The 12,551-nt window shown below is 59.8% G+C and carries 11 protein-coding genes; 3 read left to right on the top strand and 8 right to left on the bottom strand.

Features of this window, described 5'->3' with window-relative positions; translation table 11 throughout:
• Positions 1–3 precede the first annotated feature (3 nt).
• The 7 genes from NR126_RS04890 to NR126_RS04860 all read right to left on the bottom strand — a co-directional run bounded on the left by NR126_RS04890 (position 4) and on the right by NR126_RS04860 (position 7,124).
• Complete coding sequence (locus tag NR126_RS04890; RefSeq protein ID WP_027616594.1) at positions 4–1,620, bottom strand: EAL domain-containing protein; 1,617 nt, start codon at positions 1,618–1,620, stop codon at positions 4–6.
• Between the two features lie 73 nt (positions 1,621–1,693).
• Complete coding sequence (locus NR126_RS04885; protein ID WP_105753495.1) at positions 1,694–2,473, bottom strand: N-acetylmuramoyl-L-alanine amidase; 780 nt, start codon at positions 2,471–2,473, stop codon at positions 1,694–1,696.
• Between the two features lie 90 nt (positions 2,474–2,563).
• Positions 2,564–4,465 (bottom strand): diguanylate cyclase, encoded by a 1,902-nt coding sequence (locus NR126_RS04880; protein ID WP_256829801.1) that lies wholly within the window; start codon positions 4,463–4,465, stop codon positions 2,564–2,566.
• Positions 4,462–5,340 (bottom strand): endonuclease/exonuclease/phosphatase family protein, encoded by an 879-nt coding sequence (locus NR126_RS04875; protein ID WP_027616597.1) that lies wholly within the window; start codon positions 5,338–5,340, stop codon positions 4,462–4,464. Before NR126_RS04875 ends, NR126_RS04880 begins: the two co-directional genes overlap by 4 nt.
• A gap of 12 nt (positions 5,341–5,352) precedes the next feature.
• Entirely contained in the window at positions 5,353–5,982 is a 630-nt protein-coding gene (locus NR126_RS04870; protein ID WP_027616598.1) for a thiol:disulfide interchange protein DsbA/DsbL, read from the bottom strand.
• Positions 5,983–6,181: 199 nt separating this feature from the next.
• Complete coding sequence (locus tag NR126_RS04865; RefSeq protein WP_027616599.1) at positions 6,182–6,787, bottom strand: cytochrome c4; 606 nt, start codon at positions 6,785–6,787, stop codon at positions 6,182–6,184.
• A 46-nt stretch (positions 6,788–6,833) separates the two neighbouring features.
• Positions 6,834–7,124 (bottom strand): cytochrome c5 family protein, encoded by a 291-nt coding sequence (locus tag NR126_RS04860; protein WP_027616600.1) that lies wholly within the window; start codon positions 7,122–7,124, stop codon positions 6,834–6,836.
• A gap of 191 nt (positions 7,125–7,315) precedes the next feature.
• On the opposite strand from NR126_RS04860, the gene yihA reads away from it, so the two are divergent.
• Entirely contained in the window at positions 7,316–7,948 is a 633-nt protein-coding gene (yihA, locus tag NR126_RS04855) for a ribosome biogenesis GTP-binding protein YihA/YsxC (protein ID WP_027616601.1), read from the top strand.
• Between the two features lie 420 nt (positions 7,949–8,368).
• Here the strand turns inward: yihA and polA are convergent, their stop codons facing one another.
• A complete protein-coding gene (gene polA / locus NR126_RS04850; RefSeq protein WP_027616602.1) occupies positions 8,369–11,170 on the bottom strand; it encodes a DNA polymerase I in 2,802 nt (933 codons plus the stop codon).
• A gap of 74 nt (positions 11,171–11,244) precedes the next feature.
• Here polA and NR126_RS04845 point away from each other — a divergent pair, with 74 nt between their 5' ends.
• On the top strand, positions 11,245–11,535 hold the full coding sequence (locus NR126_RS04845) for a DUF2782 domain-containing protein (protein ID WP_027616603.1): 291 nt from the start codon (positions 11,245–11,247) through the stop codon (positions 11,533–11,535).
• Between the two features lie 60 nt (positions 11,536–11,595).
• Positions 11,596–12,546 carry a homoserine kinase gene (locus NR126_RS04840; RefSeq protein ID WP_027616604.1) on the top strand — a complete coding sequence of 317 codons (951 nt, stop codon included), beginning with the start codon at positions 11,596–11,598 and terminating at the stop codon, positions 12,544–12,546.
• Positions 12,547–12,551: the final 5 nt, after the last annotated feature.

Genomic DNA, 12,551 nt, shown 5'->3' with positions numbered 1-12,551 from the left:
CGCTCAGGCCTCGTCGTCGATGCGTCGCGGGCCCTGCCGACGCCCTCGCGTCACCAGCTCTATCAACTGCATGGCGCTCAATGCATGGGCGAACAACCAACCCTGGCCATAGTTGACGCCCTCGCTGCTCAAGTACATCGCCTGGGCTTCATATTCAATGCCTTCGGCGATCACCTTGAGATCCAAGGCATGGGCCATGCGAATGATGTGCGGCGCGACCCCGCTGCTGGCCGCGTCATGACCCAGCGCATCAATGAAGGCCTTGTCGATCTTCAGGCAATCCACCGGCAAGGTCTGCAAGTAAGCCAGACTGCAGTAACCGGTACCGAAATCATCAATCAACACCTGATGTCCGGCATCGCGCAGGGCTTGCAGGTTTTCCCGCGCCACCACGACGTCGATCAGGCCACGCTCAGTGACCTCGAACGCAATCTGTCGGGCCTCGACACGATGCAGATCCAGCAGGCGAGCCATGACTTCACCAATCCTTGGCACCATCACATCGCAGGCCGCCAGATTGACCGAGACATACAAGTGCGGATTGGCACGCAATAACTGGCCCAGTTGCTCCAACAGTCGCTGCAGGACAAAGTCAGTGATCTGGCGAATCTGGCCGCTGTCCTCTGCCATAGGGATGAACAGGTCCGGACTGGTCAGCGTGCCGTCCGGTCGACGCCAGCGCAGCAGGGCTTCGGCACCGACGCATTGGCGATCGCGCAGGTCGAAGATCGGCTGATACAAAACCTGCAGCTCGCCGCGCTTGAGCGCCCCCTGCAGCTCCCCTCCCATCGACTGCCGCTGCCTGGCCAACAGAAACACCAGCGCCCCGATGCTCAGGCCCAATACCAGGCTCGCCGGCACCAGCCACCACCACAGCGTCGGCAGGTGCATGGCGGTGCGTGGGGAAATCAGCACCAATTGGTATTCGGGGTTATTGGTGGGCATGCGGTAGATCAGCCTGTTCTGGGTGATCTGCAAAGGCTCACTGCTGAACGGTGACCAGGGCTCGGACGGTGGCCAGGCTTGCGGGGCGCCCAGCACCGGAATTGCACGGGTGCCGTGGTCGAGAATCACCAACAGACTGCTGCCGGGCGTCAGGTCGACCATGTCGGTCAAGTGCCCGCGCGAGGTCGCTACCCGAAAGTTACCTCGACCCAACATCAAGGCCGCGCGGTTTTCGTCGGGTTCGGTGGAGGTGTTCAGCCAATAGCTGTAGGTCGGCCCCTTGATGTCAGGCGGACGGATCGCCGACAGGGCTTCCTGATGAGGTCGGTTGGAGCAGAATTGGGTCTTGTCGATGTAGGCCGCTTCATAGACGAAGCGGTAGCTGAAACTGACCTGCTGTAAGGTGCTGAACATTTTCATGTCACAGCCACGCAACGGCTGGGCTTCCAGATCGTCCAGGCCTTCGCGCAATTGCCCGAACAGTTGCTCCAGGCGCTCCAGAAAGCGTTCGCCCTGGCTGTTCATCTGCTCGCTTTCGCGTTGCTGCACCTGACGCAAGGCCACGCCCAAACTACCCGCCAGCAATAACACCGCGCTGAGGGCAGCCGCCACTATCGCCAAGGTCCAGGGGCGATAAAACCAACTGCGCAAGGTCTCTCGGGCGGCCGCCATCATTGAACATCCAAAGGATTACCAATGAGTTATAGCTACTGATGGGAATTTCGCCCGGACCGTCGGGCGGGCGTCATTATTTTGTCTGATTCAACACCTGAAGGATCGCGGCACTTTGCGCGTCCGGAGCGCCGTCGAAGCGTGATGGCCGGAAACGCATCTGGAAGGCCGCCAACACATGCCGTGTTGCGACATCCAGCTCGCCAGTCTGGGGCGTGGTGTAGCCCAAGTGGGACAACTGTTCCTGGAACCAACTGATGCTCGGCAGTTGGGTCGCGAATACCGCCTGTTGACGTGCTACCGCCTGTTCATTCGGCCAGAGCGCCACGCCTGCGTCAGCCAGGCGCTTCCATGGGAACAACGGCCCCGGATCGAGCTTGCGCAGGGGTGCAATGTCGCTGTGTCCGATGATCTGGCGCGGGTTGAGCCCATAACGTTGCTTGATGTCCTTGAGCAGGAAGATCAAGGATTGCACCTGAGCTTCGCTGTAGGGATACCAGACCCGTCCTGTTGGCGTATCGCGAAACCCCGGATTGACGATCTCGATACCGATGGAACTGGAGTTCAGCCAGGTCCGGCCCTGCCATTCACTTTCGCCGGCGTGCCAGGCACGCAGATTCTCGTCTACCAACTTAAAGATGGTGGCGTTCTTGTCGTCGCCGACCAGGTAGTGACTGCTGACTTCGCCGTGGGTCAACAATGCCAACGAGCGCTCCAGAGAAGCAGAGGTGTAATGAACCACCACGAACTGCACGCGGCTGTCGTGATTGACCGAGGGATGACTGGTGTCGATACGCGGACCGCTGGCACAACCAGCCAGGACGAGAAGGGAAACAAGCAGGGCGAGAAATTTCATGGTGAAGGCAGTACGCTGATGGCAGTAATGCAACAGTGTAACGTACTGCCCACCTCCCCTATGGGGATTTAACAAAAAGGGACAAATGGATCAGCCAGGCTCGACCCGATTGCGACCGGCATCCTTCGCCCGGTACAAGGCTTGATCGGCCCGTTTGAGCACCACATCGCTGTGCTCACCGGCACGGAAGGCGGAGACACCGATCGAAGCCGTGATGGTCACTGGCTCACCCTTGAAGTGAAATGGGCAGGCCTCGATGGCCGCGCGCAACGACTGCAACAGTTTTATTCCGGCTGCCTGCGGCGTATTCGGCAATAGCAGAACGAACTCTTCACCGCCAAAACGGGCAATGAAGTCCGCCCCCCTCAGGCGTTTGCGCAACACCGTGGCGATAATCTTCAACACTTTATCGCCAGCCAGGTGACCATAGTTATCGTTAATTCGCTTGAAATGATCGAGATCGAGCATCGCCAGCAACAGGGTATTGCCATGCTGTTGCCATTGGCCGATTTCGTGTTGCAGGCGCTCGCTCCAGGCGGCCCGATTGGGTAACCCGGTCAAGGGATCGACCAGAGCCTTCTGCCGCTGCTCTTCAAGGTGCTCGCGATAGCCCTGGGCCTCATGTTCCATGCTCGCCACCCGGTCCGCCAGGCCTTGCAGGCGTAAGGCGACTTCCTGCTCACGTTGATCGCGCTGCTTGCGGTGCTCGTCCATGGTACCCAGCAGGCCTTCGAGATGGTTCTCCAGCACCTGCTTGAGACCCGCCAGGTCTGCCGCCTGATGCATGCTGCTCTGCAGACCATCGACCTGCTCGCGGATCTGCGAATCGAGCTGCTGCGCTGCGGAGCGGTTGTCGGCATGTCCCTCGCTGGCAGCTTGCAGATTGCTCTGGAACGACTCCAGGCGCTCGTTGAGTTGCTTGAGGTACACCTCGAACTCGTGCTGGCCGCTGTCGGTGATGGCCAGCATCAGTACCGCCAGATCGTCGAGAATCGGTAGCAATTCATACCAGTTCAAGCCGTTTTTCAGGCGTTCACGCATCGCTTCGGCCTGCGGACGATGTCGTTCTGGCAGCGACAAATCATCCAGCAGCCCCAGCAGCGTCCCCTCGATATGCTTGGCCACGGAGCTGTAAGAAGGCTCGGGTGAATCCGGCAGGGCGTAGAGCGCCTCCTGCTCAGCGCGCTCCGGGTCGTGCTCGGCGGGGTTCTCGACCATCGCTGGCGACAGTGCCAGCGTCTCCTGCGGCTCCTGGATCGGCTCGATGGCGGGCGACGTCATGTCGGATGTCATCGCTGGCGTGAGCATGGAAACCTCGACAGCGGGCTCTTCCAGTATGGCTACATCAGCGTCCACTGCGGCCTCGCCAGCCGCAGTAGAAGGCTCCTGAGCCTGATGCACGGGAGCGAGCGGTGCGCTTGCAGTCACGGTCGCTGGCGTGGATTCATCCCGGACTTCGACATCCAGCTCACGCCCGCCAAACAGGCGCTGCAACAAGCCGGGACGATTCGGCTCGGCGGGTTGCTCCAACAGACTGAGCGCCCGCCCCTGCAAACCACTCAGCTCACCCAGTAACAGCGGAATCTCGCGCGCCTGTCCCACGCGTCCGTCCAGTTGCTTGGCGAAGGTCTTCAGCGGCCGGCTGACCTCACGCGGCAGTGGCAGGCCTTGTAGCTGTTTGACCAGCTCGGCCAACGCCGTCGCAATCTGATCGACACGGGTTTCGCGTCGCTGCTCGGAATCCAGTACGGCCTTTTCCAGACGCGGCAGCAGGGCGGCGAGGCCGGCATCCATGTCGTCGGTGCGGATGACTTCACGCATTTCCTTCATGCACTGGTCAACTGCACGGTCCGTCCCCTCAGCCGCCAATGTGCTACGCACCAGTCCGCGACGCAGCAGGTCGAGACGTGCGTCCCAGCGCCGTTCGAGTTTTTCCTGTTGTTCGATACTTTGGAGGTACTTCTCTTTCCAGCGGTTTGCTTCGTCGCTCATTCAGGGGTTCCGCGAAGGGCAGGACTCAACGCGGGCAATGCATCGGCCGTGAGCGAACCCGGCAGACGAATCTCTACCGCGACCGGCAGGTGATCGGAAATCGGCTGCGCCAGCACTTCGACCCGTTCGAGGGTCAGGCTCGGGCTGAGCAGGATGTGATCCAGGCAGCGTTGCGGACGCCAACTGGGGAATGTCGCCTCGACTTGCGGCGCCAGCAAACCGAGATCGCGCAGTGGCGAGCTTTGCAGCAAATCACTGGCATGGGTGTTCATGTCGCCCATCAGCACCTGGTGCTTGTAGTTGCCGATCAACTCGCGAATGTAAGCCAGTTGCATCGTGCGCACACGGGCGCCGAGCGCCAGGTGCATCATCACCACCACCAAGGCCTCGGGGCCTTCGCCGAAACGCACCAGGATCGCCCCACGGCCTTTCGGGCCTGGCAGCGGATGATCTTCAATCGCCCACGGGCGCAGTCGACTGAGCACGCCGTTGCTGTGCTGGGCGAGCCGTCCGAGGTTGCGATTGAGTTGCTGATACCAGTAGGGGAAGGCGCCGAGCTGGGCCAGGTGCTCGACCTGATTGACGTAGCCTGAGCGCAGACTGCCGCCATCAGCCTCCTGCAACGCTACCAGGTCATAGTCGTTCAACAGGTTGCCGATTTTTTGCAAATTGTCGGCGCGCCCGGTGTGCGGCAGCAGGTGCTGCCAACCCCGGGTCAGGTAGTGCCGATAACGCTCGGTACTGATGCCCACCTGGATATTGAAGCTGAGCAGACGCAGCCGACTGTCTTCGGGCAAGCCAGAAGACTCCAGATGGTGCTCGTTGACCCGCGGATCATGCAGGCCAACGAGGCGTTCAGTGCCCCAGCGACGCATGGCGTGCGCCGCTTACTGAGCGGCGCGCTCCTTGGCGATCAGTTGATCGGCAACGTTCAAGGCAGCTTCCGGACCACCGGCGCTGCCCAGGTCAAAGCGGTACTTGCCGTTGACGACCATGGTCGGTACGCCGGAGATCTGATAGGCCTGGGCCTTCTTCTTGGCATCCTCGACCTTGCCTTTGACAGCGAACGAGTTGTAGGTGCTGAGGAACTTGTCCTTGTCGACGCCTTCACCGGCGAGGAACTCAGCCATTTCTTCCGGGGTAGCGAGCTTCTTGCCACCGTGGATGGCTTCGAACACGGCCTTGTGGACCTTGTGCTCGACACCCATGGCTTCGAGGGTGATGAACAACTGGCCGTGAACGTTCCAGATGCCACCGAACATCGCCGGAATACGCACGAAGTTCACATCGGCTGGCAGTTTTTCCGCCCATGGATTGATGGTTGGCTCAAACGCGTAGCAATGCGGGCAGCCATACCAGAACAACTCCACGACTTCGATCTTGCCCGGCACAGCCACCGGAACAGCGCTGCTCAGTTCGACGTATTGCTTACCGGCTTCAAGCGGTTCGGCCGCCTGTGCGGTCATGCCGAACAAGCTGGCAGCAACCAGTGCGGCGCTGAGAATCAGTTTACGCATGCTTTACTCCTGGACAATTTGAGTGCCTCGCGCGACCTTGCTTCTGACAGGTCATGGCGGGCTTGAGTTCTCTAGTGTAACGGCAGCGGCCACAAAAAAGGGCGGCCAAAGCCACCCTTTTTATGCTTGCATCGAAGGATTAATCGAGCGTTAACGTGGCGCGGGTAGAACCTCACGCACCACGCTCGCTCAAGGGGCCTTAGTGCAGGCCCTGGATATAGCTGGACACCGCTTCGATGTCCTTGTTGCTCAGCTTGGCCGAAATACTTTGCATGATTTTCGCATCACCGTCGTTGGTACGGTTACCCTCGCGGAAATCGGTTAATTGCTTGGCGATATACTGAGCATGCTGACCACCCAAGTGCGGGAAGCCCGCTGCAGCGTTGCCGACACCGTTAGGGGAGTGGCAACCGGTGCACGATGGCATACCTTTTTCCAGATTCCCGCCGCGGAACAGTTCTTCACCGCGAGCCACGACTTTCGGATCTGCTGCGCCTACACTGCCTTTCTGGCTGGCGAAGTACGCCGCAATATCCGCCAGGTCCTGATCACTCAGGTTGGTCAGCAGGCCGGTCATTTCCAGAACAGTGCGCTTGCCCGACTTGATGTCGTGCAGTTGCTTGTCGAGGTAACGCTCACCCTGACCCGCCAGTTTTGGAAAGTTAGGCGCCATGCTGTTGCCATCTGGGCCATGGCAGGCACCGCACACTGCGGCCTTCGCCTGACCAGCTTTCGCATCACCTGCAGCATGGGCAATGCCGGAGATCCCCACGGTCAACAGCAGACTCACGATCAATTTGTTCATCAGCTAATCCAACTACGGCTAAGGGTTAAAGAGTTATGGACCGGGATCACTCGCTCATCCAGTGGATGATGGCTCGGTAATCCTCGGCACTGCAGTCCATGCACAAACCACGCGGCGGCATCGCCTTGAAACCCTGGGTCACGTGTTGCACCAGCGTCTCCATACCTTGCGCCAGTCTCGGCGCCCAAGCTTCCTGATCGCCCTTGCGAGGCGCCGTTGGGAGTTGGCCGGAATGACAGGCCCCACAAACACGGTTGTACACGGCTTCCGGATCCTGTGTAGCCTGCGCGCTACAAAGCGGCATCAAGACACCGATAGCCAGCAGCCATTTCGTCATAAAACGACCTTTTCAGGGTTGAGAGCGTGCTGCGTTCTAATGCGCAATCAAGGTCTGTCGCTCTCGTGAACTTCATCCTACGCTGGGACAAAGCGCACACAAAATCTGCGGCATTATATACTGGCGTTACTGAAACGGAAACGACGCTGCTCTTTGCGACCATTCTCGGCACCGCCCACATCGGAAATCCCATGCAACTCAAGAACCCCATCCTCGGCCTGTGCCAACAGTCCACTTTCATGCTCAGCGCCGCCAAAGTCGATCAATGCCCTGACGACGACGGCTTCGAAGTCGCCTTCGCCGGGCGTTCCAACGCCGGCAAATCCAGCGCGCTGAACACCCTCACCCATGCCAGCCTGGCACGCACCTCGAAAACCCCAGGGCGCACGCAACTGTTGAATTTCTTCAAGCTAGACGAAGAACGGCGTCTGGTCGACCTTCCGGGCTACGGTTACGCAAAAGTTCCTATCCCACTGAAACAGCACTGGCAGCGCCACCTGGAAGCCTACCTGGGCAGCCGCGAGAGTTTGAAGGGGTTGATCCTGATGATGGACATCCGTCATCCAATGACCGACTTCGACCTGCTGATGCTCGATTGGGCCGTAGCCAGCGGCATGCCGATGCATGTACTGCTGACCAAGGCCGATAAGCTGACCTATGGCGCGGCCAAAAACACCCTGCTTAAAGTCCAGGCCGAAATCCGCAAAGGCTGGGGCGAAACCGTGACCATCCAACTGTTTTCAGCACCAAAACGCCTGGGCCTGGAAGAGGCCTACACTGTATTGGCGGACTGGATGGAACTGGCTGACAAAGGCGCGGAATAACACCTACAACTGTAGTGGCGAGCCTGCTCGCGAAAAACGCCAAACGATAACGCGGGCATTCTGAAGGTGCGACGCGCCCTCAGGTTTTTCGCGAGCAGGCTCGCGCCTACAGAGAGCAGGGTCGAATTCCAGGCAAAAAAAACCCCGAAACTCATATGGGGAGGGAGAGTTCGGGGTTTAAGTACTCCGGACCGCTAGGGCGGGGTCCAGATATCTGCCAACACTTAACACAACATAGGAGCATCGAAGGGCTTCACCACCCATTCAGTAACTCTGAGTGGCAATTCACTGGTTTAGTTCCGCAGGCGGGCAAAATCGATTGGGAATAACCCCAAGATTTTTTCGAACTAAGCCTTTTCGAGCCCATTACCGCGACACTATGCCGCGGCAACTCACGCAAAAACTCCCTGAAAAACGCCCTTAATGGGCCTCATCCCAGTTGTTTCCTACACCCACTTCAACCAAAAGCGGCACATCCAGGTTCGCCGCACCGCTCATGTGCCCACGAATTTCCTCGCGAACCTGATCGACCAGGTCCTCGCGCACTTCCAGCACCAATTCATCGTGTACCTGCAAAATGACTTTGGCATCCAGGCCGGAACTGGTCAGCCAGTTATCCACAGCCACCATGGCCTTTTTGATGATATCGGCTGCCGTGCCCTGCATCGGCGCATTGATCGCGGTGCGCTCAGCCGCCGCGCGTTCCTGCGGCTTGTTCGAGTTGATTTCCGGCAGATAGAGGCGACGTCCGAAAATCGTTTCCACATAGCCCTGGTCCGCGGCCTGAGCACGGGTGCGATCCATATACTCACGCACACCCGGATAGCGGGCGAAGTAGGTGTCGATGTAGGCCTTGGCCTGCTTGGTGTCGACGCCGATGTCCTTGCCCAGCTTCTGCGCGCCCATGCCGTAGATCAGGCCGAAGTTGATGGCCTTGGCGCTGCGCCGCTGCTCGATGCTGACCTGCTCGAGCTCGACCCGGAAGACTTCGGCGGCAGTGGCGGTGTGCACGTCGAGATTATTGCGGAAGGCATTGAGCAGCCCTTCGTCACGGGACAGGTGCGCCATGATCCGCAGCTCGATCTGCGAATAGTCCGCAGCCAGCAGTTTGTAGCCCGCTGGCGCGACGAATGCCTGGCGAATGCGCCGCCCCTCGGCGGTACGCACCGGAATGTTCTGCAGGTTCGGATCGCTGGACGACAGACGCCCGGTGGAGGCCACCGCCTGGTGATAGGAGGTATGAATCCGCCCGGTACGCGGGTTGATCTGCTCCGGCAGACGGTCGGTGTAAGTGCTTTTGAGTTTGCTCATGGAGCGGTACTGCATCAGCACTTTCGGCAGCTGGTAGTCTTCTTCCGCCAGCTTGGCCAACACTTCTTCAGCCGTGGAGGGCTGCCCCTTGGCGGTTTTCTTCAGCACCGGGTAGCCGAGTTTCTCGTAAAGAATCACCCCCAACTGCTTGGGCGAGCCGAGATTGAAAGGTTCGCCAGCGATTTCAAAGGCCTCACGCTCCAGGGCAATCATCTTCTCGCCCAGTTCGACGCTTTGCTCACCCAGCAGTTTGTCATCCACCAGTGCGCCCTGGCGTTCGATTCGCGCCAGCACCGGCACCAGAGGCATTTCAATATCGCTGAGCACGCTGGCCAGGCTAGGAATCGCCGTGAGTTTTTCGTGCAAGGCCTGATGCAGGCGCAGGGTCACATCGGCATCCTCGGCGGCATACGGACCAGCCTGCTCCAGGGCGATCTGGTCGAATGTCAGCTGCTTGGCGCCCTTGCCGGCGATGTCCTGGAAACTCACAGTGGTGTGGTCCAGGTACTTCTGCGCCAGGCTGTCCATATCGTGCCGGGTCGCGGTGGAATTGAGTACGTAGGATTCGAGCATGGTGTCGAATGCCACGCCGCGTACCGTGATGCCGCAAGTCTGATCGCCACCGATGGCACAGTTGGCCAGGATGTTGATGTCGAACTTGGCATGCTGGCCGACCTTGAGCTTCTGCGGGTCTTCCAGCAGCGGCTTGAGAGCGCGCAGGACTGTATCGCGGTCCAGTTGCTCAGGCACACCAATGTAGGAATGGGTCAGCGGAATGTAGGCCGCTTCGTTGGCCTTGACCGCAAACGACAGGCCGACCAATTGCGCCTGCTGGGCATCGATCCCGGTGGTTTCGGTGTCGAAGGCGAACAGCGGGGCGTTACGCAATTTTTCCAGCCAGACGTCGAAACGCGCTTGATCGAGGATCGTCTCGTATTGTGCCTGCGCAGGTGCCGCCTCTTCGGGCTCCACCGCACTCAGCAGATCCGCCACCGGCGCCGGCTCGGCAGCAGCCTTGAGTTCGACCCGTTTGGCGTCGCGCTGCAGTTCGTCGAGCCAGCTCTTGAACTCGAGCAGGGCGTAGAGTTCGGCGAGCTTTTCCCGGTCTGGCTCGCGCAGGTGCAGGTCGTCCAGGCCGACGTCCAGCGGCACATCGACCTTGATGGTCGCCAACTGATAGGAAAGGAACGCCATCTCCCGGTGTTCCTCGAGCTTGGCAGGCAGGGTTTTCGCCCCACGAATCGGCAGGGTCGGGACGATATCGAGCTGTTCATACAGCTCGACCAGGCCGCCGTTAACCCCCACCAGCAAGCCCGATGCAGTCTTCGGCCCGATACCCGGAACGCCGGGGATGTTGTCGGAGGAATCGCCCATCAAGGCCAGATAGTCGATGATCTGCTCGGGAGCGACGCCGAATTTCTCCTTCACGCCAGCCACATCCATGGCGCTACCGGTCATGGTGTTGACCAAGGTAATGTGCCCGTCGACCAACTGCGCCATGTCCTTGTCGCCGGTGGAGATCACCACCGGACGCTGAGCGGCTGCGCTGCTGCGGGCCAGCGTGCCGATCACGTCATCGGCTTCGACGCCTTCGACGCACAGCAGCGGGAAGCCCATGGCGATGACGCTGGCGTGCAGGGGTTCGATTTGTACGCGCATGTCGTCCGGCATGCTGGGACGGTTAGCCTTGTATTCGGCGTACATGTCATCGCGAAAGGTCCCACCCTTGGCATCGAATACGACGGCGAACGGGCTATCCGGGTACTGCTTGCGCAGACTCTTGAGCATGTTCAACACGCCCTTCACCGCGCCGGTAGGCAGGCCTTTGGACGTGGTCAGAGGTGGCAGCGCGTGAAAGGCGCGGTACAGGTACGAAGAACCGTCCACCAGGACGAGGGGCGCTTGGCTCATGAGCAGGATCAACCTTTTCGGCGGGTCCGGCGCTAGAATAGCGGGACCGTTGACGACAAAGGGACAAGGTTATCATGCGCACACTCAATCGCCTGTTGCTGGCTGGTTTGTTTGGTTGTATTCCATTGGCCGCCATGGCGGCGGACGATGCTCCGACTCCGGATCCGGAAGTGACCATCCGCACCGAAGGCGACAAGACCATTCAGGAGTACCGCCAAAACGGTTTCCTGTACGCGATCAAGGTCACTCCGAAGGGCGGCAAGCCGTACTTCCTGGTGCGCTCGGACGGCACGGATGCGAACTTCATACGTTCGGATCAGCCGGATATGCTGATCCCGGCGTGGAAGATCTTTGAGTGGAAGTAGTTTCTTAATTTTAATCGGCGCTGGCTTGATCGCCGCGCCCGAACTGAGCAGTTTTTAACCATGTCTGTGTTCACCCCCCTGGCTCGGCCCGAGCTGGAAACCTTTCTCGCCCCGTACGGGCTCGGCCGCCTGCTCGATTTCCAGGGGATTGCCGCTGGTAGTGAAAACACCAATTTCTTCATCAGCCTGGAGCAGGGCGAGTTTGTCCTGACCCTGGTCGAGCGCGGGCCGGTGCAGGAGATGCCGTTTTTCATCGAACTGCTCGATGTCCTGCACGATGCCAATCTGCCCGTTCCCTACGCTCTGCGCACCACTGACGGCGTCGCCCTGCGCACGCTGGCCGGCAAACCTGCGTTGCTACAGCCGCGGCTGGCGGGCAAGCACATCAAGGTTGCCAATGCACAGCATTGCGCCCAAGTCGGCGAGTTGCTTGCGCATCTGCACCTGGCCACCCAGGACAAGATGATCAAACGCAAGACCGACCGCGGCCTGGACTGGATGCAGCAAGAAGGCACGCAATTGCTTTCGCACCTGGGCAATGAGTCGCGGCAACTGCTGCAACGGGCACTGGACGAAATCAGCGAGCAGAAGAGCAAAATCCTCGCGTTGCCTCGCGCCAACATCCATGCCGACCTGTTCCGCGACAATGCGATGTTCGAAGGCACGCACCTGACCGGACTGATCGACTTCTATAACGCCTGCTCGGGTCCGATGCTGTATGACGTAGCCATCGCCCTGAATGACTGGTGCTCGGACGACGACGGCCAGATTGATGGTCCACGAGCGCGGGCTTTGTTGGGGGCTTATGCCGCGCTGCGACCCTTCACTGCGGCCGAGGCCGAGCTGTGGCCGACCATGCTGCGCGTTGCCTGCGTGCGCTTCTGGCTGTCGCGCCTGATCGCCGCCGAATCTTTTGCCGGTCAGGATGTGCTGATTCACGACCCGATGGAATTTGAACAGCGTTTGGTTCAGCGTCAGCAGGTCAGTACGCCGTTGCCGTTTGCCCTCTAAAAGCA

Origin of the sequence: Pseudomonas sp. Pse1 (assembly GCF_024519635.1) — a bacterium.
GTDB lineage: Bacteria > Pseudomonadota > Gammaproteobacteria > Pseudomonadales > Pseudomonadaceae > Aquipseudomonas.
This window is presented reverse-complemented; position numbering and strand designations above follow the sequence as displayed.

Coding starts and splice junctions, on each gene's coding strand:
- NR126_RS04840 (WP_027616604.1), top strand. CDS start 11,596: ATGTCTGTGTTCACCCCCCTGGCTCGGCCCGAGCTGGAAACCTTTCTC.
- NR126_RS04875 (WP_027616597.1), bottom strand. CDS start 5,340: ATGCGTCGCTGGGGCACTGAACGCCTCGTTGGCCTGCATGATCCGCGG.
- NR126_RS04890 (WP_027616594.1), bottom strand. CDS start 1,620: ATGATGGCGGCCGCCCGAGAGACCTTGCGCAGTTGGTTTTATCGCCCC.
- NR126_RS04845 (WP_027616603.1), top strand. CDS start 11,245: ATGCGCACACTCAATCGCCTGTTGCTGGCTGGTTTGTTTGGTTGTATT.
- polA (WP_027616602.1), bottom strand. CDS start 11,170: ATGAGCCAAGCGCCCCTCGTCCTGGTGGACGGTTCTTCGTACCTGTAC.
- NR126_RS04870 (WP_027616598.1), bottom strand. CDS start 5,982: ATGCGTAAACTGATTCTCAGCGCCGCACTGGTTGCTGCCAGCTTGTTC.
- yihA (WP_027616601.1), top strand. CDS start 7,316: ATGCAACTCAAGAACCCCATCCTCGGCCTGTGCCAACAGTCCACTTTC.
- NR126_RS04860 (WP_027616600.1), bottom strand. CDS start 7,124: ATGACGAAATGGCTGCTGGCTATCGGTGTCTTGATGCCGCTTTGTAGC.
- NR126_RS04865 (WP_027616599.1), bottom strand. CDS start 6,787: ATGAACAAATTGATCGTGAGTCTGCTGTTGACCGTGGGGATCTCCGGC.
- NR126_RS04885 (WP_105753495.1), bottom strand. CDS start 2,473: ATGAAATTTCTCGCCCTGCTTGTTTCCCTTCTCGTCCTGGCTGGTTGT.
- NR126_RS04880 (WP_256829801.1), bottom strand. CDS start 4,465: ATGAGCGACGAAGCAAACCGCTGGAAAGAGAAGTACCTCCAAAGTATC.